At 69.0% G+C, this 22817-nt stretch carries 17 protein-coding genes and 2 pseudogenes; 8 read left to right on the top strand and 11 right to left on the bottom strand.

Annotated elements, in window-relative coordinates; translation table 11 throughout:
- Positions 1–83 precede the first annotated feature (83 nt).
- The 4 genes from OHA11_RS35335 to OHA11_RS35350 form a co-directional block, all read right to left on the bottom strand.
- Positions 84–530, bottom strand: a complete 447-nt coding sequence (locus OHA11_RS35335) for a hypothetical protein (RefSeq protein WP_266503261.1) — start codon at positions 528–530, stop codon at positions 84–86.
- Positions 527–856, bottom strand: coding sequence for a hypothetical protein (locus tag OHA11_RS35340; RefSeq protein WP_266503262.1), 330 nt, complete (start codon positions 854–856; stop codon positions 527–529). Before OHA11_RS35340 ends, OHA11_RS35335 begins: the two co-directional genes overlap by 4 nt.
- Positions 853–6012 (bottom strand): caspase family protein, encoded by a 5160-nt coding sequence (locus OHA11_RS35345; RefSeq protein ID WP_266503264.1) that lies wholly within the window; start codon positions 6010–6012, stop codon positions 853–855. Before OHA11_RS35345 ends, OHA11_RS35340 begins: the two co-directional genes overlap by 4 nt.
- Before the next feature lie 97 nt (positions 6013–6109).
- Entirely contained in the window at positions 6110–6970 is an 861-nt protein-coding gene (locus tag OHA11_RS35350) for a chitosanase (RefSeq protein ID WP_266503265.1), read from the bottom strand.
- A gap of 152 nt (positions 6971–7122) precedes the next feature.
- Between OHA11_RS35350 and OHA11_RS35355 the strand changes: the two genes are divergently transcribed.
- The gene (locus OHA11_RS35355; RefSeq protein WP_266503266.1) at positions 7123–8313 is read left to right on the top strand and encodes an RNA-guided endonuclease TnpB family protein; all 1191 of its coding nucleotides are present in this window, start codon (positions 7123–7125) and stop codon (positions 8311–8313) included.
- 487 nt (positions 8314–8800) lie between these two features.
- Positions 8801–10435: a cytochrome bc complex cytochrome b subunit gene (locus OHA11_RS35360; protein WP_266503267.1), complete on the top strand. Its 1635-nt coding sequence runs from the start codon at positions 8801–8803 to the stop codon at positions 10433–10435.
- Between the two features lie 8 nt (positions 10436–10443).
- On the opposite strand, the gene OHA11_RS35365 is transcribed toward OHA11_RS35360, so the two are convergent.
- Entirely contained in the window at positions 10444–11427 is a 984-nt protein-coding gene (locus tag OHA11_RS35365; protein ID WP_266503268.1) for an acyl-CoA dehydrogenase family protein, read from the bottom strand.
- Positions 11427–12584, bottom strand: a complete 1158-nt coding sequence (locus tag OHA11_RS35370; RefSeq protein WP_266503269.1) for an acyl-CoA dehydrogenase family protein — start codon at positions 12582–12584, stop codon at positions 11427–11429. Before OHA11_RS35370 ends, OHA11_RS35365 begins: the two co-directional genes overlap by 1 nt.
- A gap of 48 nt (positions 12585–12632) precedes the next feature.
- On the opposite strand from OHA11_RS35370, the gene OHA11_RS35375 reads away from it, so the two are divergent.
- The 3 genes from OHA11_RS35375 (at position 12633) to OHA11_RS35385 (ending at position 15326) form a co-directional block, all read left to right on the top strand.
- A complete protein-coding gene (locus OHA11_RS35375) occupies positions 12633–13436 on the top strand; it encodes an SDR family oxidoreductase (RefSeq protein ID WP_266503270.1) in 804 nt (267 codons plus the stop codon).
- A 39-nt stretch (positions 13437–13475) separates the two neighbouring features.
- On the top strand, positions 13476–14087 hold the full coding sequence (locus tag OHA11_RS35380) for a TetR/AcrR family transcriptional regulator (protein ID WP_266503271.1): 612 nt from the start codon (positions 13476–13478) through the stop codon (positions 14085–14087).
- Positions 14088–14168: 81 nt separating this feature from the next.
- Complete coding sequence (locus tag OHA11_RS35385) at positions 14169–15326, top strand: acetyl-CoA C-acetyltransferase (RefSeq protein ID WP_266503272.1); 1158 nt, start codon at positions 14169–14171, stop codon at positions 15324–15326.
- A 5-nt stretch (positions 15327–15331) separates the two neighbouring features.
- On the opposite strand, the gene OHA11_RS35390 is transcribed toward OHA11_RS35385, so the two are convergent.
- From OHA11_RS35390 to OHA11_RS35405, 4 genes and pseudogenes are all read right to left on the bottom strand, one after another.
- Positions 15332–16447 (bottom strand): nitronate monooxygenase family protein, encoded by a 1116-nt coding sequence (locus OHA11_RS35390; RefSeq protein WP_266503274.1) that lies wholly within the window; start codon positions 16445–16447, stop codon positions 15332–15334.
- Positions 16447–17286, bottom strand: coding sequence for a CoA-transferase subunit beta (locus tag OHA11_RS35395; protein ID WP_266503276.1), 840 nt, complete (start codon positions 17284–17286; stop codon positions 16447–16449). The genes OHA11_RS35390 and OHA11_RS35395 overlap by 1 nt, the downstream gene beginning before the upstream one ends.
- Complete coding sequence (locus OHA11_RS35400; RefSeq protein WP_266503277.1) at positions 17283–18137, bottom strand: CoA transferase subunit A; 855 nt, start codon at positions 18135–18137, stop codon at positions 17283–17285. Before OHA11_RS35400 ends, OHA11_RS35395 begins: the two co-directional genes overlap by 4 nt.
- A gap of 202 nt (positions 18138–18339) precedes the next feature.
- A pseudogene (locus tag OHA11_RS35405) lies at positions 18340–19071 on the bottom strand (enoyl-CoA hydratase family protein); the annotation flags it as partial.
- 185 nt (positions 19072–19256) lie between these two features.
- Here OHA11_RS35405 and OHA11_RS35410 point away from each other — a divergent pair.
- Complete coding sequence (locus OHA11_RS35410) at positions 19257–20114, top strand: SDR family oxidoreductase (RefSeq protein WP_266507673.1); 858 nt, start codon at positions 19257–19259, stop codon at positions 20112–20114.
- Positions 20111–21028 (top strand): SDR family oxidoreductase, encoded by a 918-nt coding sequence (locus OHA11_RS35415; RefSeq protein WP_266503279.1) that lies wholly within the window; start codon positions 20111–20113, stop codon positions 21026–21028. Before OHA11_RS35410 ends, OHA11_RS35415 begins: the two co-directional genes overlap by 4 nt.
- A 124-nt stretch (positions 21029–21152) precedes the next feature.
- Here OHA11_RS35415 and OHA11_RS35420 read toward each other — a convergent pair whose 3' ends face one another.
- Positions 21153–22067, bottom strand: coding sequence for a hypothetical protein (locus OHA11_RS35420; protein ID WP_266503281.1), 915 nt, complete (start codon positions 22065–22067; stop codon positions 21153–21155).
- Between the two features lie 342 nt (positions 22068–22409).
- Here OHA11_RS35420 and OHA11_RS35425 point away from each other — a divergent pair.
- Positions 22410–22709 (top strand): annotated as a pseudogene (locus OHA11_RS35425) (alpha/beta fold hydrolase); the annotation flags it as partial.
- Positions 22710–22817 lie beyond the last annotated feature (108 nt).

Raw genomic sequence — 22817 nt, forward strand, 5'->3', positions numbered from 1 at the left:
TGAGCGCGGCGCCTGCCTTTGTCCCCGACCGGACGTGGTGGGCGCCGTGGTGCGTTCCGGGTTCCGCGGGCCCCTTGTCTCGGCTACTTGCCGGGCGCAGCCCAGGTGACGATCACGGCGGCCGCGACGGCGAGAACCCCCGTGAGGGCAAGCCACCGTGACCACTCGACGAGTACCCAGATGCGCCGGGTGCGCTCTGCCTCGTAGTCCAGGAGGCGGTTCGGCTCGCCGTAGAACTCGTCGCCGGGGCGCCCGTGCACGGCGACCACACCGAGCCAAGAGGCGACGATCAGCGTCAGAAATCCGGTGACGAGGAGCGACACGACCGCCCAGCGCGGGCCGGCGTCCAGCTTGCTCAGATCCTCCTGCCCCTTGAGCACGAAGACGGCGGTGAGCAGACCGGTGAGCGAGGCCACGAAGTTGCGGTAGCCCTCGGCCTGGTGGAGTGCGGCCGCCAGTTGTCGTCCGGAGCCGAACATCTCCTCGATGCGGCGGTCGGCATCGTCCAGTTCGGCACGTGTGTATGTCATTGCGAGGCACCGTCCAGCCAGGAGGCGATGGTGATACGAGCGCCGCAGCCGACCTGAACACCTTCAGGACGATCTGTATGCAGGGAAGTGCACTGGCACAGCGTGCTGAAGGGCTGAGGGCCGGGACTCTTGCGACGGCCGAGGAAACCGCCTTTGGACTGGGTGTATTGGCCGGTCGTGTAGCGCTTGGTCATCACACAGCCGCACTCCGGGCAGGCGCCGGTCGCTTCGTGCAGCTCCTTGCCGTCCGAGACACCGTGCGTCCACTGGAAGGCGGCCGGGGTGGTGTGATGCGGGTCCGCGTTGTACGGATTGAGAGGGCTCAACTGGCTTCCTGGCCTTCCTCGGGCGGGAGTTGGAGCCGGAAGAGAGCGGAGTACCGCCCCAGGCGCTCGCGCACCTCGGCTTCGGGCAGGTCCGTCTCTTCCGCGCAGAGGGCGATGTGGTCCGCCGTGACGGTTCCGGACAGAGCTGGCGTCCGCCCGGTCAGCTGCTCGGTGAGGATGACCACGTCGTACCACGTGGGAGTCATATCGGCTTCGTGCCGTGTGGGTTCGCTGACCTCGACGTTCAGGCCGAGACAGCGGAAGGGGGCGTATCGGTCGTACGTCCGCTTCAGCGTCCACCCGAAACGGCCTGCCACCAGGACCAGTTCGAGAGGGCCGAGTGTGCCGGGGCCCAGCAGCCCGGGATCGAAGGCGGCGAGGTCGAAGCGGTTGGGCTCGAAGTCGGTGAGGGCCTCGGCGTCGGGGCCGGTGAAGTCGCCGGGCAGGGGTGGGGCGCCGATGGCGGTGAAGCGGGAGAGGCTGTGGACCGATTGGGAAAGCGTGCCGCCGGAGTCGTCGGCATGTTCAAGGAGATCCTGGATCGTCAGGCTACGGAATTCGGGCGCTTCCCCGGTGCCCGTTCGTCCATCGAGAAGCGCATGCCGGTCGTAGGCGCCGCAATGCAGCGAACGGGCCTCCGCCGTCATGTCGGGAAGGTGCAGAGGCAGGTGTTTCTCCGCGGCTTCCAGCCGGTCCAGGACTTCGCCCAGGGTGCCGGTTCCGCTGCGTACGAGCGACAGGCAGAAGGCGCTGGACACGGGAGCCGTATCCAGCGCGGAACCCGTGTATCCGTACGTGACGCTGTCGAGAGGCGGAGCCGTCGCCTGCCGGATCAGTGACTCGTGATCCCAGGACGGGTCGGTCGTCAGGAGACCACAGGCGTCAAGTGCCGTCACCGCCTCCCGGAATTCCGCGATAGCTCGTGGCGTCTGCTTCGAGTATTGGTAGAGATAGGCGTTGATCAGTTCCCAGGGCCCGAACGCCTTCCTTGGTTTCCGCCATTGCTCCACGACACGGACGACCCAGTACGGCGGGGTCCAGGCGGCGGCTTCCGCGGGGACGGCGGGAGCGCGGATCGCGGTGACGGCGGATGCCTCGGCGAAGAGTCGTGCCGCCTCACCCAGCGATATCTCGCGGCGTGATGAGGCGAGCAGCACCTGCCGGAGGGTCAGACGCTTGTCCACCCACGGATTCCCGACATCGGTCCTGACCATCAGGAGCAGGTGCTCGGCCGCTGTCAGAGAGCCGCGGTCCCCTGGCGCCGCCTCGGCTTCTTCCCATACGGAGAAGCCGAGGGGAGCGAGCCGACGGACGCGGGCCAGCAGTTCCGCGGCGTCCAGTGAAGAGTCGACGAAACTGGTTTCCACACGGCCCTTGAGATGCGTGATTGACATCGCACCGTTGTGCCATCTCGTTGACGGGAGCCATTCGGAACCCTTGTCGCCGGCCAGCACGCGCGCTTCCTCGTAGGTGAATCGCTCAGCGGCGAGGGATTCGCCCAGCTCCGGGAGCGGAGGGAGCCCGGGGTCGAGTTCTTGGAGCCGGCCCAGCAGAGGCAGACACTCGCCCAGAGGGAGGTTGTACTCGTCGGAGATGAGCAGCAAGGGTGCGTGCGCCGCGACGCGATCGCCGGCAGACCGGAGCAGGTCGCGATAGGCAATGTAGAGATCGGCTGCGGCGGGCGGGAGTTCGAGAGCGAGCTGGGAGCGGATGTCGGTGACCGAGGGGACGTACACACCCGTGATGGCATACCGGCGCAGTGCCTTGACCGCGGCTCTCACGGGGAGCCTCGCCAGAGCCGCGGCCTTCAGCACGGGAGCCCATGCCCATTCCGGGGACGGGGTGTCGACGAAGAGCAGAGAGTCAAGCCCCGTCGCCACGGGATATTCGGGTGGTGAGAACTCGTGGTCGGCGAGTGGAGCATGCTCCAGCCTTGCCATCCGCCACTGCCGGAACAGGTTGTTCTCGTACGCGCGGTCCTTTCCCAGCAACGTCATGTCGTGTGCATCGGAGACAATCCGGTGATCCATTGGCAGACAGCCCGTCGGCCCCAACTGCATTCGTCCGCGCAGCAGGCGGACGTCATTGCCGGCCGGTTCCAGGGTCGCCGTCACTCCCGCGGGCAGGGCGTCGAGGACCGCCACGGCCAAGGGCGGCCCCTCCTGGGCGAGCTGCCACAGCCGCCGTAGCGACACTTCTTTCCACTGGGCTGCGGCCTTGGGCGCCGCAGCGAGCACTTCCTTCTGCACGGCGTCCTCGTCGTACGACAGGAGGTCGTTGCGGTCCACACTCGGTACCGGCCGGTGCCGTTCCCGGAGATTGACGACGCATCCGTATGCGCGGGGAGCGTCCTCGATCACCACTCCGTCGAGGAGCAGCTGCCCTTCGCCCTGGACGAGCCACACGTCGGTGCCGTCCGCGTGGACCGCCGGGCCGCGCCAGTTCGCCACGGCCTTCAGCCTGCCAGGTTTCCACTCCCGGCTCCGGACCTCCCGTTCCGGTTCGTCCTGTGCGTACTCCACCGCCGTTACCGCGTAGTCGCTCACCCACAACTGCGACTGGAGGGTCTCCACGAGGGACGGCGGCTGTTCTTCCTTGGCCAGTGCGAGGTAAAGCCGGACCCGGGTGCCGCCTTGGGCGGGTACGCCCTTGCCCGGGGTGATGCTCAGCAGGCCCGAACCGGATTGGATGTCGGCGCGCGAAGCCTGGTCGAGGGACTCCCGCAGACCGTAGCGGTCGACCGGGGCGGTGACGACCACGACCTCCTCGGCGAGCATGAAGTAGCTGAAAACACCGATGCCGAAACGGGAGTTGAGCGCGATCGGCTTGAGACCGGCACGCCGCCACTCGCGTCGTTCCTGCATGAACTCGGGGTCCTGCTCATAACGCTTTCCCGCGCGGGCGAACATCGAGGTGAGCTTGGCGCGGCTCATCCCCGTGCCGTTGTCCTCACACTGGATGTAAAGACGCCCCTTCTCGTCCCAGCCCTGTGTGAAGGCGATCTTGCCCTCCCAGCCTTCTGTGCCCTCGCCCTGGGACCGGCCGTACTGGTCGCGCATGTCCCTCAGCCGACAGGCGTCGAGCGCGTTCTGGTACAGCTCGCGGACGGCCAACATCTTGTCGCCGTACAGCTGCGCGCCCATCAGCAGGGGCCGGATCTCGTCCTCGGCGAGGCGGAAGCGTTCCAGCGGGACTGTGTACTGCCCCGATTCGGGCACCAGCTGGCCCGCGGTGACGCGCTCGGGAAGACCGCGCAACAATGACGGCGGACTGGAGCGCTGCTCCCGCCAGCGGCTGCGGATCGCGGCCACCGCGGCGTTGGCCCGGCCCGCGAGTTCCTCGACGGCCGCGTGCAGCGCGGGATGCGGGCAGTGGAAGCGGACATCCAGGCCGTACCGGTCCGCGGTGAGGTCGCCGACAACCGCGAAGTCGAACTCCTCGGACAGCGCGTCGACCACCGTCTGCGGATCGAGCCGTTCGTGCGCTCCGAGGTGGTTGACGAGCACGCTGGACATCCGGCGCGGATCGGCCGACAGCAGCCCCGCCGTCCACAGCAGCTGAGCGAGCTCCTGGCCGCGCCACTTTCCACCCGGAACCGGGTCGTATCTGCTCCAGCTGTCGCTGTCGGAGTCGTTGATGCGGGGGCGGTCACCCGGTTCCACGGTCAAGTGGCCCAATACCTGGCGGATTTGGCGGTCGATGAGCCGCAGCGACTGCTCCGACGCCCGCCCGGGCGGCAGTGGCTCGGCGGAGCGGGCGATCACCCGGGCCAGCCCGGACATGAGGATGTTGACGGACTCGTATCCCCCGGTGCGCTCCCACAGGGGGTCCCAGTCCGCGATGAAGCGATGGCGCAGCCAGTGCTCGGCGGCCTCGGCCTGCGGAGCGAGACCGCGTGCCCGCAGGGTCTCCAGGGTGCCCTGCACCTGTTTGTGGGCCCGGCGCACGTCTTCGACAGCGGCAACGACCAGCTTTCCGTGTTCGTCGAGGTGCTCGTCGGGCTTGGCCTCGTCCGGCCGACGCCGGTCCAGGACCTGCCGCAGATCCTCCAGGGCGACGGCGGTGATGTCCTCGTACACCAGTGGTGCGGCGAGCAGTACCGCTGTCTCGGCCGGAGACAGAAGCGCCTGCAGTTCCTTGAGCCGGGCACGCTCGACGAGACCGACGAGCCTGCGCTCGAACCGAGCCGGATACGTCGGATCCCGCCATGGATTGCTCTTGTGGGCGCCCGCACCTCGAAGGTTTCGCCCGACTCGCTCCACCAGTTCTGTGAGGCCGGCCTTGACGCGGGCGTGCACCGCGTCGCCGCCCGAAGTGTGCTCCCACAGTGCGGATTTCGTGACCATCTCGGCCCACGGGAGCGGCTCCTTGAACCCCTTGCACAGCTCAAGGGTGTCCACGAGCCGCCCGTGTGGGGCGAGATGCTTGACGGTGGGCGGATCGACCTGTTCGTCACCGGCCAGCCGGCGCATCTCCTGCTCGGTGTGCCGCATGATGTCACCGAACGTCGTCGGCGGACTGTCGGGCGCCAACGCCTGTGCCAGCCCCTGGGCGAACCAGCTGCCGTTCTCCCGGTCGGCGTACGCACGCTGTCCGGGGCCGCAGCTGTAGAGCCACACCACGTCCTGAGCAGGTGCCCGTACCCCTGTCGAGACCTCCTCACCCGGCAGGAGGTCCGCCGTCCGGCACGTGTCCAGGCAGATGACGGCGGTGACCCCCTTCTTCAGGCCGCGTAGTTGCAGTCCCACCGGGTCGGCCCCGAGCAGCGAGTCGGTGAGAAGCGTGGGGGTCCCGTCGGCGCGTGGGTCGCCCGGCTGTGCGTCCGCCGCCAGCAGGAAGTCACGGCCACCCAGCGTGACCCCGTGGCAGGAAACGTAGACGAAGGCGGTGTCGCCCGGTTCGCACGAGACGAAGAAGCGGTGCAGTTCGCCTTTGAGCCCGTTCTGGCCCAGTTTGAGTTCGGAGACGCGGCCCGCGTGGTGCTCGGTGATCGCGTACCCGGACAGCTCCAGAGCCGCCGACAAGAGCCCGACGTCGCGCTCCGCGCACTCCAGCGTGGCGAACTCCTTGTTGAGCAACGGGTCGTCGGACAGGAACGGAGTCGCTGTCACACCGATCAGCAGCGCCCGCCGCCGTCCTTGGAACTCACCGTGCATCGTGTCCCCGGACCTCACTCGGTACCCCCTCGCCGACCGGCGCTGATCAGCGACATGATTCCAGAAGTGGCCCGCTTCCGCGGTGGGTTGGTGTCCGCTACGTCACCCGGTACGGCTGGCCGTAGACCTTCCACTCCAGTGGGGGCTCCAAGTCGAGTTTGCCGTCGTACAGGAAACGGCGTTGGGCCGTGTCGATACGGGTCGTGTCGCGTTTCTCGGACTTCATCGTGGCGCGGCGGGTGTCGAGGAAGATGTCGAGGTACTTCTTCTCGGAACCACCCTCCGCAGGAGTGTCGGCCTCGGACATGGCCCGCTCGCGGATGCCGTGGAAGCCGGGGTCGCCGGGGCCGTGCATGACCATGGCGTCGTAGTAGATGAACTGGCCGAGGGCGCCCAGGCCGTCACGCTTGGCGAGGCGGACCGCCGGGTCGAAGTAGACCCGGTCGCGTTGGGAGTCCTGGATGCGCTTGAAGGCATCCTTCTGTGCCTCCTCCTTCCACGCGGCGGTGAAACCGGGGTCCAGGCCCTCGTGGGAGTCGGAGCCGTCGACGGAGCGGAGGGCCGGGAGGTACGGCTCCAGGGCGTTGTCCGGATGGGACTCGGTGTACAGCTCGACCAGTGTGAGCAGGTCGTGCGTGCCCGTGGTGAAGCCGATGATCCCGGCCGTGTAGCCACGGCCGTCGCCTATGTCCTCGATGTAGTCGTACTGGGCGCGCCAGTCGAGACTGGAGTTCTCGGCGCTGGACACGATCCGCTGGGCCAGTTCCTTCTTCTCCGGGCTGTCCAGGTCGCCGGCCGACCCGGAGGAGGTCGAGGGGGAGGAGGCCGACGGGGACGTGGTCCGGGCGTCGGAGCGGCCGTCTTCGCCACTCTGGTCGTTCTGGTCCGGTACGGCGAAGTACACCGCCACCGCGACGACAGGGACGGTGACGAACAGCAGACGGCCAGCGCGTTTCATCGGGGACCTCCGGGGAAACCCCCGGCTTCGGCCGGGGGAGGAATCGGACTCCTGCGGAGCAGGGCAGGCGGCTGCAATCCGCCCTCAGGGCGGACCGCGGTGCTCTGACCGCAGATTTGTTCTTTACCTGGACTCGCACTAGTTTGTGAGGCGTGACCACTCACGTGAAGCGGGCGTTCAAGTACCGCTGCTATCCGACAGATGCGCAGGCAGCCGAGCTGTCGCGCACCTTCGGATGCGTGAGGAAGGTCTACAACATGGCGCTCGCCGCCCGCACCGAGGCGTGGACGCGGCAGGAGCGGGTCAACTACAACGCCACCTCCGCGATGCTGACGACATGGAAGAAGACCGAGGAACTTGCGTACCTCAATGAGGTCTCCTCGGTGCCGCTCCAACAGACACTTCGGCACTTGCAGACGGCGTTCACCAACTTCTTCGGCAAGCGGGCCAAGTACCCCCGCTTCAAGTCGCGGAAGAAGTCCCGCAAGTCTGCCGAGTACACGACCAGCGGTTTCCGTTTCCGTGACGGCCAGCTGACGCTGGCGAAGATGGCCGAACCTCTGGACATCCGGTGGTCGCGCCACCTCCCCGAGGGGGTGAAGCCGTCCACGGTGACCGTGTCCCAGGACGCGGCAGGGCGCTGGTTCGTGTCCATGCTGTGCGAGGACCCGATCGTTGCCCCGCTCCCCGCCGCGGATTCGGCGGTCGGGGTGGACGCGGGCCTCGACCACCTTCTCACCCTGTCGACGGGCGAGAAGATCTCCAACCCGGGACATGAACGCAAGGACCGTGCCCGCCTGGCGAAGGCGCAGCGGAATCTCGCGAAGAAGACCAAGGGTTCCGCGAACCGGGCGAAGGCCCGGCTGAAGGTCGCGAAGGTCCACGCCCGGATCGCCGATCGCAGGCGCGACCACCTGCACAAGGCAACTACTCGTCTCGTTCGTGAAAACCAAACGATCGTGATCGAGGACCTGACCGTACAGAACATGGTCCAGAACCGCAGTCTCGCCCGCGCCATCTCGGATGCGGCCTGGCGGGAGATGCGGAACATGCTGGAGTATAAGTGCGACTGGTACGGGCGGGATCTGGTGGTCGTGGACCGCTTCTTCCCCTCGTCCAAACTGTGCTCCTCCTGCGGCGCTCTCCAGGAGAAGATGCCGCTGCATGTCCGGACATGGATATGCGACTGCGGCACCACCCATGACCGGGACGTGAACGCAGCGAAGAATCTTCTGGCGCTCGGGCTGAGCGTGTCTGTCTGTGGAGCCGGTGTAAGACCTCAACGGAGTACTCCGGGCGGGCAGTCGGCGATGAAGCAGAAACCCTCACGGCGCGAGCTGTGAGAATCCCCCTCGTTCACGAGGGGGAGAAGTCAAGTGCCAAAGAGTACGGTTCGTTCGGCCCGAGGCGCCGTCCCGCATCGGGTTGAGAAACCGTGGGCGTCGGGGGATGACCTGTGAGCGCGGAGGAACTGGCGCTGCTGCGGGCGGAGTTGGGCGGTCCTGCCGGAAAGCTTCGGCCCGGGCAGGCGCGCCTCGATCGAGGCGATCTACCCCCGCAGTCACCTGATGTGGGCGGCCTGCCCGCACCTGGCCAGCGCCCACTGATCGGGGGTGGCCTTGGCGATACTGCCCGCCCGGCGCGCCGACGACTTACCCATCAGCGCTCGCTTGCGCACTGCCCACCCGGCCGCATCGTGTGCCAGGTACTCACTCACACTCACACTCACCACAAGTCATTACCACTCAGTACATCCGCAGTAGTTCACAACCCCTTTGGCTTCGCAGAACCCCGTGCCACCCTGAACTGAGCCTATGGGGAGGGCCACGTATGGACGCGCGGAGCAGCGGGCGAGCGGCACAGACGGGCAAGGGCGAGAAGGTGGCCGACTGGGCCGACGGACGGCTCGGTGTCTACTCGCTGGCCAAGACCCAGATGCGCAAGGTGTTCCCGGACCACTGGTCCTTCATGCTGGGCGAGGTCTGCCTCTACAGCTTCCTCATCCTCATCCTCACCGGCGTCTACCTCACCCTCTTCTTCGAGCCCAGCGCCGCCGAGGTCGTCTACAACGGCTCGTACGAACCCCTCAACGGCATCATCATGACCAGGGCGTACGAATCCACCGTCGACATCAGCTTCGACGTGCGCGGCGGTCTGCTGATCCGGCAGATCCACCACTGGGCCGCGGTCGTGTTCGTCGCCGGAATGCTCGTGCACATGATGCGCGTGTTCTTCACGGGCGCGTTCCGCAAACCGCGCGAGCTGAACTGGCTGTTCGGCTGGACGCTGCTGTTCCTCGGCATCATCACCGGCCTGACCGGCTACTCGCTCCCCGACGACCTGCTCTCCGGCACCGGCCTCCGCTTCGCACAGGGCGCCATCCTGTCCGTGCCGATCGTCGGCACGTATCTCGCGTTCTTCCTCTTCGGAGGAGAGTTCCCGGGACACGACATCATCTCCAGGCTGTACCCGATCCACGTCCTCCTGCTGCCCGGGATCATGCTCGGCCTGGTCGTCGCCCATCTGATCCTGGTCTTCTACCACAAGCACACCCAGTACCCCGGGCCCGGCCACGACCAGAAGTCCGTGGTGGGCATGCCGTTCATGCCGGTCTACATGGCCAAGGCCGGCGGCTTCTTCTTCCTGGTCTTCGGCGTGCTGTCGATGATGGGCGCGATCGCGACGATCAACCCCGTGTGGGCCTTCGGGCCCTATCGTGCGGACCTGGTCACCACCGGCGCACAGCCCGACTGGTATCTCGGCTTCTCCGAAGGGCTGATCCGGGTGATGCCGGGATGGGAGATCAACGCCTGGGGCCACACCCTGCAGCTGGGCGTCTTCATCCCCTTCTCCCTCTTCCCGCTGATCATGCTGGCGATCGGCGTCTACCCGTTCATCGAGGCGTGGATCACCGGCGACAAACGCGAGCACCACATCCTGGACCGGCCCCGCAACGTCCCCACGCGCACCGCGCTCGGCGTCGCCTGGCTGAGTCTGTACGGAGTACTGCTGATCGGCGGCGGCAACGACATCGTGGCCACGCATCTGCATCTGTCGATCAACTCGATCACCTGGTTCGTACGGATCGCGTTCTTCCTGGTGCCGGTGCTCGCCTTCGTCATCACCAAGCGCGTCTGTCTGGGGCTCCAGCGCGGCGACCGCGACAAGGTGTTGCACGGCAGGGAGTCCGGCGTCATCAAGCGGCTGCCGGACGGCGAGTTCGTCGAGGTGCACGAACCCCTCACCCAGGCCCAGCGGTTCACCCTCACCCAGCACGAGCAGGACCCGCCCTACGACGTCGGCCCGCTCGTCGACGCGAACGGCGTCGAGCGGAAGGTCAAACCCTCCCAGCGGCTGCGGGCGCGGCTCGCCCGCGCCATGTACGGACAGAACGCGCACATCCCCAAGCCGACCGTCGAGGAGTACCGCGAACTCACCAGCAGCGACGATCACCATCACCACTGAGAGCGCCGCTACTTGTACGTGTTGTACGTGAGCACCAGCTCCCGGCACTCCCCGGGCGTGCCCCAAGCCGTGCGCAGCGCACGGGCCTTGGCCAGCCACAGGGAGAGGTCGTACTCCGCCGTGTAGCCGATCGCACCGTGCAGTTGCAGGGCGGTACGGGCGGTCGTGTACGCCGCCTCGCACGCCGTGACCTTGGCGGCGGCCACATCGGCCGGGGCCATGGACAGCGCGGCGCCGAAGAGCAACGGGCGCGCGAACTCCAACGCCACCTTCGCGTCGGCCAGTCGGTGCTTCACCGCCTGGAACGAGCCCACGGGCACACCGAACTGGCTGCGCTGCTTGACGTACGCCACCGTCCTGTCGAGCAGGGCCAGCCCCACACCGAGCGCCTGCGCGGCGGTCGCGAGCCTGGCCCAGGTGAGGGCGTGGGCGGTGGTCGCGGTGGCTTGGGGGCCGGTCGCGAGGAGTTCGCTGCCCGCCTTCTCCAGCCTGGTGAGGCGGCGGGCCGGATCCATGGACGTACGGACCGGCCCGTGCCCCTGCCCGTACCCCTGGGCCAGCCTCAACTCGCCGCCTTCGACTGCGAGATGGATCGTCGCCGCGTCTCCGTCCAGCGCGTACGAGCCGTCCAGGGCCACCGTCGCGATCGTCTCCCCGGACGCCAGTCCCGGCAGGAACCTCTTCGCCAGTCCCGGTTCCGTCAGCAGCGCGGCCGCCGTCACCGTCTCCACCAGCGGCCCCGGTACCGCGTGCCGCCCCAACTCCACGAAGGCGACTGCCAGTTCGACGGGCAGCGGACCGACACCCTGGTACGCCTCGGGAACCGCCAGCGCGAACACCCCCGCGTCGGCGATACGGGACCACAGGGCCAGCCCGGCCGTATGATCACCGGCGCCCCACGAGCGTACGGCCGACGGGGTGTCCGCCGCCGTCAGCAGGGCGTCCAACGAGTGGGCGAAGGCGCGCTGTTCGTCGTCCAGGAGGAAACGCATCAGCGGCGTCCCTTCGGCAGGCCCAGGAGGCGCTCGGCGATGATGTCGCGCTGGATCTCGTTCGTGCCCGCGTAGATGGGACCGGCGAGCGAGAACACGTATCCCTCGGTCCAGTCGCCGCCCTCGTCGTCAGCGGAGGCTGTCAACTCACCGTCTCCGCCCAGGAGATCGAGCGCCGTCTCGTGCAGCGCTATGTCGTACTCCGACCAGAAGACCTTGTTCAGGCTGGACTCCGGGCCGAGGGGCTCGCCGTCGAGGAAACGGGAGGCGCTCGCGTACGTGAAGAGCTGGTACGCGCGGGCGCCGATCACCGCGTCCGCCACCCGGTCGCGGGTGAACGGGTCCCGGCCGCGCCCCCGCCAGAGCGTGGCCAGACGGTCGGCCGACGCCAGGAAGCGGCCGGGGGAGCGGAGCGTCAGACCGCGCTCGTTGCCCGCTGTCGACATGGCGACCCGCCAGCCCTGGCCGGGCTCGCCGATCACGTCCGCGTCGGGTACGAACACGTCGTCCAGGAAGAGTTCGGCGAAGGCCGGCTTCCCGTCCAGGCGGCCGATGGGGCGGACGGTCACGCCCGGCGCGCGGAGGTCGAACATCAGGTAGGTGAGGCCCTGATGGGGCTTCGGGGTGTCCGGCTCACTGCGGAACAGGCCGAACGCGCGGTCGGCGAACGCGGCCCGCGACGACCACGTCTTCTGCCCGCTCAACAGCCAGCCGCCGTCCGTACGCACCGCCCTGGACCTGAGCGAGGCAAGGTCGGACCCGGCCTCGGGCTCGGACCACGCCTGCGCCCAGACGACCTCGCCGGACGCCATCGGCGGCAGGATCCGGGCCCGCTGCTCCTCCGTGCCGTGGTCGAAGAGGGTCGGCGCGAGGAGGTTGACGCCGTTCTGGCCGACCCGGCCCGGTGCGCCCGCCGCGTAGTACTCCTCCTCGAAGACCAGCCACCGTACGAGCCCGGAGTCCCGTCCGCCGTACGCGGTCGGCCAGGACACCACCGACCACCGGTCCGCGGCGAGTTCGGCCTCCCACGCGCGGTGGGCCGCGAAGCCCTCCTCGGTCTCCAGGGAGGGCAGCGGCGGCGACGGGACGTGCGCGTGCAGCCAGGCGCGCGCCTCGGCGCGGAAGGCGTCCTGGTCGGCCGTGAAGTCGAGGTCCATCAGCGGCGATCCTTCCCTAACAAGTGTTTGGTAGGTTAGCGTGGGTCCATGACAGACGTCGAGGGTCCGGCGTACGTGCCCGGGCACGGGCTGCTGAAGGGGCGTACGGCCGTCGTCACCGCCGCCGCGGGCGCGGGGATCGGCGGGGCCACGGCCCGCCGCTTCCTGGAGGAGGGCGCGCGCGTACTGATCAGCGACGCGCACGCGCGACGGCTGAAGGAGTACGAGGCCGAGCTGGCCGCGGAGTTCGACGGGGTGGCGGCGCTCGCGTGCGACGTCACCGACGAGGCCCAGGTGCGGGCCCTCTTCGACGCGGCCCTGCGGCAGCACGGGCGGCTCGACATCGTCGTCAACAACGCCGGTCTCGGCGGGACTTCGGACCTGGTCGACATGAGCGACGAGCAGTGGTCCCGGGTGCTCGACGTGACGCTGAACGGCACCTTCCGGTGCATGCGCGCGGCTCTGCGTGCCTTCCGGGAGGCCGGGCATGGTGACGAGGGCGGGCACGGCGGTGTGATCGTCAACAACGCCTCCGTCGTCGGCTGGCGCGCCCAGGCCGGACAGGCGCACTACGCGGCGGCGAAGGCGGGGGTCATGGCGCTGACCCGGTGCGCGGCGCTGGAGGCGGCCGGGTTCGGGGTCCGGGTCAACGCCGTCTCGCCGAGCCTCGCCATGCATCCGCACCTGGTGAAGGTGACGACCCCCGAACTGCTGGAGGAGCTGACGGCCCGCGAGGCCTTCGGGCGGTACGCCGAACCGTGGGAGGTGGCCAACGTGATCGTGTTCCTGGCGTCCGGCTACTCCTCGTACATGACGGGCGAGATCGTCTCCGTCAGCAGCCAACGTGCGTAGGCCGTCGGCGGCCGGCACCCCTGGGACCACAATGGAACCGTGCCTACCAAGAAGAAGCCCCAGGTGACCGCCTCGCCCGAGCGGCGCCGTGAACTCCTCGGCACCGCCGCCGAGGTCTTCGCCGAGCAGGGCTACAACGCCACCACCGTCCGCAAGATCGCGGACCACGCGGGCATGCTCGCGGGCAGCCTCTACTACCACTTCGACTCCAAGGAATCGATGCTGGAGGAGATCCTGCGGACCTTCCTGGACGAGCTGTGGGACGGGTACGACACCGTCCTGGAGGCCGAGCTCGGCCCGCGCGAGACGCTGGAGGCCCTGGTCACCGAGTCCTTCCGGGAGATCGACCGGCACCGCGCGGCCGTCGCGATCTACCAGAAGGAGTCCAAGCGTCTCGTCGCGCAGGAGCGGTTCGCGTTCCTCGCCGAGTCGCAGCGCAAGTTCGAGAAGGCGTGGCTGTCCACGCTGGAGCGGGGAGTGGCCGGAGAGGTCTTCCGGGACGACCTCGACATCCGGCTCACCTACCGGTTCGTACGCGACACCGTGTGGGTCGCCGCGTCCTGGTACCGGCCCGGCGGACAGCACAGCCCGGAGGAGATCGCCCGGCAGTACCTGTCGATGGTCCTCGACGGAATCGCCGTACGTACGTAACCCACTGACCCCACTGACCCCAGCTGAACTCACTGACCCCGCTGAACCCATTGGACCCACTGAGGAGCCCGAGGAGTCGTCATGGCCGAGGCCTACATCGTCGAAGCGGTCCGTACGCCCGTGGGGCGCCGGAAGGGCGGCCTCGGCGGGGTCCATCCCGCCGACCTGGGCGCGCATGTGCTGAAGGCTCTGGTCGCACGGTCCGGTGTCGACCCGGCCGCCGTCGAGGACGTCGTCTTCGGGTGCCTGGACGCAGTGGGGCCGCAGGCCGGTGACATCGCGCGGACGTGCTGGCTGGCGGCCGGGCTGCCCGAGGAGGTGCCCGGGGTGACGATCGACCGGCAGTGCGGGTCCTCGCAGCAGGCCGTGCACTTCGCCGCGCAGGGCGTCCTGTCCGGCACCCAGGACCTGGTGGTCGCGGGCGGCGTCCAGAACATGACGCGGATCCCCATCGCCTTCGCCTCGCGCCAGGCCGCGGAGCCGCTGGGGCTCACTGAGGGTCCGTTCGCGGGGAGCGAGGGGTGGCGGGCGCGGTACGGGGACCGGCCCGTCAACCAGTTCTACGGCGCGGAGCTGATCGCCGAGAAGTGGGGGATCAGCCGGCGGGACCAGGAGGAGTTCGCGCTGCGGTCGCATCAGCGGGCGATCCGGGCGATCGACGAGGGACGGTTCGAGCGGGAGGTCGTGCCGTTCGGGGATGTCACGGTCGACGAGGGGCCGCGGCGGGACACCTCGCTGGAGAGGATGGCCGGGCTGAAGCCGGTCGTGGAGGGCGGCACCATCACCGCCGCCTGCTCCTCCCAGGTGTCGGACGGCGCGGCCGCGATGCTGCTCGCCTCCGAGCGGGCTGTGCGCGAGCACGGGCTCACGCCCCGGGCGCGGGTTCATCATCTGTCCGTGCGGGGGGAGGATCCGATACGGATGCTGTCGGCGCCGATTCCGGCCACCGCGTATGCCTTGAAGAAGACCGGGATGTCCATCGGGGAGATCGACCTCGTCGAGATCAACGAGGCCTTCGCGCCGGTGGTGCTCGCGTGGTTGAAGGAGACCGGGGCGGATCCGGACAGGGTCAACGTCAATGGGGGTGCGATTGCGTTGGGGCATCCGCTGGGGGCGACCGGGGTGAAGCTGATGACCACGTTGCTGCATGAACTGGAGCGGACAGGTGGGCGGTTCGGGTTGCAGACGATGTGTGAGGGCGGGGGTCAGGCGAACGTGACGATTGTTGAGCGGCTTTAGGTTGATCAGGTTGTTCGTTCGTGTGCGGGCAGTGGGGGCTTGTCGAGCAGTTCCCCGCGCCCCTGAGGGGGCGCCATCGTTGCCGTGACCTTCACCAGTGCATCGCGTGCCTCGGCCATCGTCCTTTCCACCAGCTCCGCGCATGAGGGAAGGTCCTCGATCAGACCCGCCACCTGACCCGACGCCATCACCCCCAGGTCCGTGCGGCCCTCGACCATCGATGCTCGCAGGAGCATGGGGGTGTTCGCGGCCAGGAGGACCTGGCTCCACGACAGGTTCTTGCCGTGCTTCATCGCCAGGCCGTCGCGGATCAGCTGGGGCCAGGTGAGGCCCGAGAGTCTGCGGAAGCCGGCGGCCCGGCGGACCGCCCGGGTCAGGGTTCTCGTACGGCCCGCCTCCTCAAGGGAGGTGACCAGGTCGGTGCGGAGCATGCGGTGGGGGAGGCCGTCCACGGCTGTCGTCACCGTCACGTCCTTCACCGTGGCCGCGAGGTACTCCGCCTTCACCGCGTCCGGGACCGTGGAGTCGGAGGTGAGCAGGAAACGGGTGCCCATGGCGATGCCCGCCGCGCCGTACGCGAGTGCCGCGACCAGGCCCCGGCCGTCGAAGAAGCCGCCCGCCGCGACCACCGGTATGTCGACCGCGTCCACGACCTGGGGGAGGAGAACGGTGGTCGCCACCTCGCCGGTGTGGCCGCCGCCCTCCCCGCCCTGCACGATCACCGCGTCCGCACCCCAGGCCGCGACCTTCTCGGCATGGCGACGGGCCCCGATGGAGGGGATGACGACGACCCCCGCGTCCTTGAGCTCGGCGATCAGCTCGCGGGAGGGGGCGAGCGCGAAGGAGGCGACCTTCACGTCCTCCTCGACGATCAGGCGGACGCGGTCGCGTGCGTCCCCCGCGTCCGCGCGCAGGTTCACACCGAACGGCGCGTCCGTGCGGGACCTGACCTCGCGCACGGCTTCCCGCAGCTGGTCGAGCGTCATCGTCGCCGACGCCAGGATGCCCAGTGCTCCCGCGTTCGCCGAGGCGGAGACCAGGCGCGGGCCCGCCACCCAGCCCATCCCGGTCTGCACGATCGGGTGCCGGACACCGACCAGCTTCGTGAGCGCCGTCTCCATCAGCCCGGCACCTCACGGTCGCGCAGCCCCTGTGGGTCGGGGACTTCACGGTCGCGCAGCCCCTGCGGGTCGATGACCTCGCGGATCAACTCCAGCTCCGCCGCGGTGGGTTCGCGGGTGTACGGGACCTCGTCGGGAATCGTCGGCTCGAACCGGGTCGCCGCCAGGACCTCCTCCACCGTCACCCCCGGATGCAGGGAGGCGAGGCGCATCGACCGGTCCGGGGTCGCGAAGTCGAACACTCCCAGGTTCGACACGACCCGGGGGATGCGGTGGTAGCGGGCCGCCGTGGGACCGGCCGCCGCGGCGCTGTCGTACCCCACCCCGCAGATCATGTCGACCTTCTCGACGAAGACCCGCGTCGAGTGCTTGGGCACCCAGTAACTCACCGGGTTGTTCAGGGTGTTGACGGGCGCGCCCCGCACCCCGAGCAACTGCCGGGCGGGCCGCTCCCAGTCGCCGATGCACGAGATGTTCTGGTTGCCGAAGCGGTCTATCTGGCTCGCGCCCATCATCACGTGCCGACGTCCGCCGGTGACCATCGTGAGATGCCTGCGGTACGGAAGCCAGCCTTCGGGTGTGCCGTCCGGGCCGACCAGCATCGCCTCGCCGTCGGTGAGCAGGAGCTCCGGTGCGAAGGTCCGCCGGGCGAGCCGGGCGCCGACGGATGGCACGGCACCCATCGGGCTGGCGAGCACCTCGCCGTTGTCCCGCCAGGCCTCGGCACAGGCGATCACGCAGTACTCGGCGCGGGTGGGCGGGAGAAGCGGCGTACGGGTGGGCGGGACGAGTGGGGTGCGGGCGGGTGGGAGGAGGGGAGGGCGGGTCGCGTCCGTCATCGTCGCTCCTCGTGCCAGGCCTGTACGGCCGACTGGTAGGCCTTCTCGTCCCCGTACAGGAACCGCTCGGTGAACTCCGGCCACGGCGTCGTCGCGTACAGCTTCTGGAAGGGCTCGTCGCGGTCGTGGTCGGGGACGCAGGAGGTGGGGTGTGTGCCGCTCGGCGTCTCGACGACTCCCGTGACCGAGTGCCGGTTGACGAGGAGGGTCTGCGGCACCGCGTCGTCGAAACGGTCCACCAGCCGCTCGCAGGAGACGTACGCATCGTCCGCGGCCTCGCAGAAGAGGTCGTCGAAGTACGGATCCGGGCCCAGATACTGGCCGTTGCCCGACCGGTCCGCGCGGTTGACGTGGACCAGCGCCGCGTCCATACGCAGGGCGGGCATGGCGACGAAGGTCTCCCGGATCCCGGTCGATGGGTCCTCGTACGGTGAAGTGACCGTCCGCAGACCGGGGTTGACCCGCATCACGTCCGAGCCGAGGCCGGCCCGGACCGGCAGGAAGGGCAGCCGGTTCGCGGCGGCGTGCAGCCCCCACATGAACATCGCCTCGTCGACCTCCATCAGCTCGAAGGCCCCGCTCTGACGGGCCGCACGGAAATGCGGCTCCAGAGGGATCGAGTCGAGCGTCACGAAGGCCGCGACGAGCTTGCGGATCCGCCCCGCGGCGGCGAGCATCCCGACGTCCGGGCCGCCGTACGACACGATCGTGAGGTCGGTGATCTGGGAGCGGAGCAGCGCTCTCACCAGGGCCATCGGTTTGCGGCGCGAGCCCCATCCGCCGATGCCGAGGGTCATCCCGCTCCGGAGCCGGGAGGCGACCTCGTCGGCCGTCATCGTCTTGTCACTCACCTGCGCCCCCTCCTTTCTGATCCCTGCCGACTTCCTGATTCCTTCCGGCTTCCCGATCCCCTTCGGCTTCCTGATTCCTTCCGGCTTCCCGATCCCCTTCGGCTTCCCGATTCCCTTCGGCTTCCCGATTCCCTTCGGCTTCCCGATTCCTTTCGGCCTCCTGATTCCCTTCGGCTTCCTGGTTTCTTCCGACTTCCTGATTCCTTCCGAACGTGTCCCGGACCCGGTCGCCCACCCCCGCGAGGTTTGCCTCGAACGTGAAGCCCTGCTCGAAGCGGTAGCTGCGGCGTACGTCGACGGGGTCGATGCCGTTGATCGCGGCCTTGGCCAGCCGGATCAGCTGTCCGTCCTTGCTCGCGATCTGACCGGCCAACTCCATTGCCGCGGCACGCAGTTCGTCGCGCGGCACGACCCGCCACACCGACCCGTACCGGTGCAGCTCGGCAGCCGTCGCCGAACGCGACGTGTAGTACAGCGCGCGCATCAGGTGCTGCGGCACCAGCCGGGCCAGGTGGGTGGCCGCGCCCAGGGCACCCCGGTCCAGCTCGGGCAGGCCGAAGGTCGCGTCCTCGCTCGCCACGATCGCGTCCGCGTTGCCCACCAGGCCTATGCCGCCGCCCAGACAGAAGCCGTGCACCTCCGCCACCACGGGCACCTCGCACTCGTACACCGCGGCGAAGGCGTCGGCGCAGCCGCGGTTGGCGCCGAGCAGGGCGCTGCCGCCCTGGGTCTGTATCTCCTTGATGTCCACGCCCGCGTTGAACCCCCGCCCCTCGGCGGCCAGCACCACACAGCGGACCTCGGCGTCGCGGCCCGCCGCGCGCAGGGCGTCGGCCAGCTCGAACCAGCCGCGCACCGGCAGCGCGTTCACGGGCGGGAAGTCGACCGTGACGACGGAAATCCCCTTTTCCGGGGACGAGGTGGAGACACCCATCAGCTCATCAGCTACCTTTCGACCAAACATTTGTTAGGTGCGCCAGTGGTGAAGGTAACAGCGAACACCGACGAGTGGGAGGCCCTGTGGACAAGCCGTCGGACAGGTCGTCGGACGAGCCGTCAGGCAGGCCGCCGGAAGGGCCGCCGGAAGGGCCGTCGGACGAGAGGTCCGGTAGACGGCTCGTGGTGGTCACGGGCGGTACCCGGGGCGTGGGCGCCGGGATCGCGCGTGCGTTCGTGGAGGCGGGCGCCGAGGTCGTCGTCTGTGCGCGCAGACCGCCCGAAGTGCCGGTCGAGGGCGTCGAGTTCGTCCCCCTCGACCTGCGGGACCCACCGGCCGTGCGCGCCTTCTTCGACGGGTTGCCCCGCGTCGACGTCCTGGTCAACAACGCGGGCGGCGCCCCCCACCGGCTGCTCGCGGAGACGGACGCCGAGCGGCACGCGCGCGTGATCGAGCTCAACCTCGTCGCACCGCTGACGGCGTCCCTGGCGGCGTACGAGCAGTTGAGGCGTGCGCGGGGCTCCGTCGTGATGATCGGCAGCGTCAGCGGGACACGGCCCTCGCCCGGCTCGGCGGCCTACGGGGCGGCCAAGGCGGGCCTGGAGAACCTGGCGCGCTCGATGGCCGTGGAGTGGGCGCCGGACGTGCGGGTGAACACCCTCGTCGTCGGGATGGTCCGCACCGAGCTGTCCCACCTCTACTACGGGGACGAGGACGGTATCGCGGCCGTCTTCCGCACCGTCCCCATGGGGCGGCTCGCCGAGCCCCTGGACGTCGGCAGGGCGGCCGTCTTCCTCGCGTCGGACGCCGCCGCGTACGTCACCGGGGCCGGTCTCCTCGTGCACGGCGGGGGCGAGCGGCCTGCCTTCCTGGACGCGGCGAACGTCAACAAGGAGAAGGCCAGCGAGCAGAGGGCCAGCGAGGAGAAGGCCAGCGAGGAGAAGGCCAGCGAGGCGAAGGTCAACGAGCAGAAGGCCAGCGAGGAGAAGGTCAACGAGCAGAAGGTCAACGAGGAAAAAGAGGGAGGAGAGACGGGATGACTGCAGGCACCGGAATCTGCGACGGGCGGGTCGTGATCGTCACGGGCGCGGGACGCGGGCTCGGACGGGCGCACGCGCTCGCCTTCGCGGCGGAGGGGGCACGCCTCGTCGTCAACGACCTGGGCGTCGGGCTCGACGGTTCGCCCGGCCCCGACAGCCCGGCCCGGCAGGTCGTCGAGGAGATCACGGCGGCGGGCGGCGAGGCGGTGGCCCACGGCGGGGACATCGCCACGACCGAGGGCGCCGCGTCCCTCGTACGTACGGCGGTGGACGCCTTCGGGCGGCTCGACACGCTCGTCAACAACGCCGGGTTCCTGCGCGACCGGATGCTCGTGAACCTCGACGAGGACGACTGGGACGCCGTCATGCGCGTCCATCTGAAGGGCCACTTCCTGCCGCTGAAGCACGCTGCCGCACACTGGCGGGCGGAGGCGAAGGCGGGGCGTGCGCCGCGGGCGCGGGTCGTCAACACCAGTTCCGGAGCGGGCCTGTTGGGGTCCGTCGGGCAGGGGAACTACAGCGCCGCCAAGGCCGGGATCGTGGGGCTGACACTGGTGGCCGCCGCCGAGATGGGGCGCTACGGAGTACAGGTCAACGCCATCGCGCCGGCCGCGCGGACCCGGATGACCGAGGGCACCTTCGCCGAGACGATGACGGCACCCGACAGCGGGTTCGACGCGATGGCGCCCGGGAACGTGTCGCCGCTCGTCGTCTGGCTCGGCTCCGCCGCGAGCGCCGGCGTCACCGGCCGGGTCTTCGAGACCGAGGGCGGCCGCATCACGGTCATGGAGGGCTGGCGGCCCGGCCCGAGCGCCGACAAGGGGGCGCGATGGACCCCCGCCGAGGCCGGGGACACCGCACTCAAACTCCTCGCGGAGGCGGCGACGCCCCAGCCGGTGTACGGAGCGCGGTAGTGCGATCGGCGTACGACACGTAGGAGGGGGCGCGCCAGGAACGGGGGGACCCCATCGTGGGCGCGACCAGCCACAACGCACCCGCACCGTCCCCACGACCCAACACCCTCATCCACATCTACATTTACGTATCGCACTCCAGAACAGTCCGACACAACCCACACCGCGCCCGAACCCGCCCCCGCACCGGCACCCGAATCCGCTGATGACACGTCGGACAGGGAAACGAGACCCGCAGTGACCCGCGCCCGTCCGGCGCGTTCGGCGCGTCCGGCGTGAAGGCATACGGCGCGTCGGCCCGAACGGCCGCGACCACGTGGTTCTGCGCATGACGCCGGTCCTTCGCGTAGCGCCGCCGCCCCGCCCACCCCGCCGCGGTCAGCGGCGGCTGCCGCTCGTCGTGACGGGCCCGCGTCATGCCCTTCGTGTACGCGGTGTACGCCTGCGCGCTGGTGAACCAGGTCGCCGGGTCCTCACCGAAGACCAACGACCGCTTGGCCAGCACGTACCCGAACTCCTCCGGCGTCAGATAGCCCAGTTTCTGCGAGGACGCCGCGTCCTCCCGGTACGCGTCGAGCAGCAGCCAGCCCGCGCCGAGATACGTCGTCGCCGTGTCCGTGAGGATCTCGTTGTCGCGCGTGCCCGGGAACGACAGGTCCAGGCGGTGCAGATAGACGTGCATCACCTCGTGCGCGAGCGCCGCGCCGATGTCCCTGCGGTGGGTGCGGAAGCGGTCGTTCAGCTCGATGAAGTACTCGGGGCCCGCGGCGAGCTCGACGTTCGCCGCGTGCTCCATCTCTCGGAAGCTCACGATCATGCGGGCGTCCGGGAGACGGAAGTGCCGTACCAGCTCGTGGGCGACCCGCTGGGCGCCCAGGTGGAGATCGTCCGTGTCGCAGAACGCCACGTCGGCCGGGGCCACGCTGGTGGCGAAGGTGTGGATGGTGTCGTACGAAAGCCGTTTGTACAGCGCGGTGATCGCCGCCCGCACCGTGTCCAGATGCGGGAAGCCGTGCTCGACCGGACCGCCGTTCGTCACGCCCGTACCCCCATAGAGGCCCGAAACCCCTTCCACTCTAAGGGGACGCGAGCGGATCCTCATACCTCTGCGCGCTCTGATGCGTGCTCTTCCGTGCGCTCTTCCGTGCGCTCTTCCGTGCGCGCTTCTGGGCGCCGAACGGGCGCCTACCCGTCGTCCGGATTCAATGCCGTCACCATGAAATGGTTCCAATCCAGGCGTGAATAGCAATGAATTCGTCACGCGCGCGTCAAAATGTTCCTGCCGTGCGCGACGGTAACGAAATACTCCACACAAGTGTCACGAACAAGCAAGGGACCGTAATAATGGAAATCAGCCGTCGTCGATTTTCCGCGCTGGGCGCGGGAGCCGCAACCGTCATCTCCGAGGCAGGGCTCGCCCCGAAAGGAGGCCCTCGTGCTCTACGCGGCCCAGGGGCTGCTCTCGACCGCTCCGCCCACCACGACCGTCGCAGCCTGGCACCAGAAGCCGTCGTGGTACGCGGTCTCGAAGAACGACCGCACCATCGACCCCGGCCTTGAGCGCTTCATGACTCAGCGCATGAACGCGACGACCGTCGAGGTCGACTCCGGCCATCTGTCGCTCGTGACGCACCCGGAAACGATCGCCCGGCTCATTCTGCGAGCCGCGGCAAAGGGCTGACGCCCGGTCGGTCAAATCCGTGTACCCGAAAAGAACGTCTCGCCAATCACCATCACCATCACCATCACCATCACCACAGGATGTGCAAAGTCAGCGGTCGGGCCGCTT

It is taken from the genome of Streptomyces sp. NBC_00878 (genome assembly GCF_026341515.1).
GTDB lineage: Bacteria > Actinomycetota > Actinomycetes > Streptomycetales > Streptomycetaceae > Streptomyces.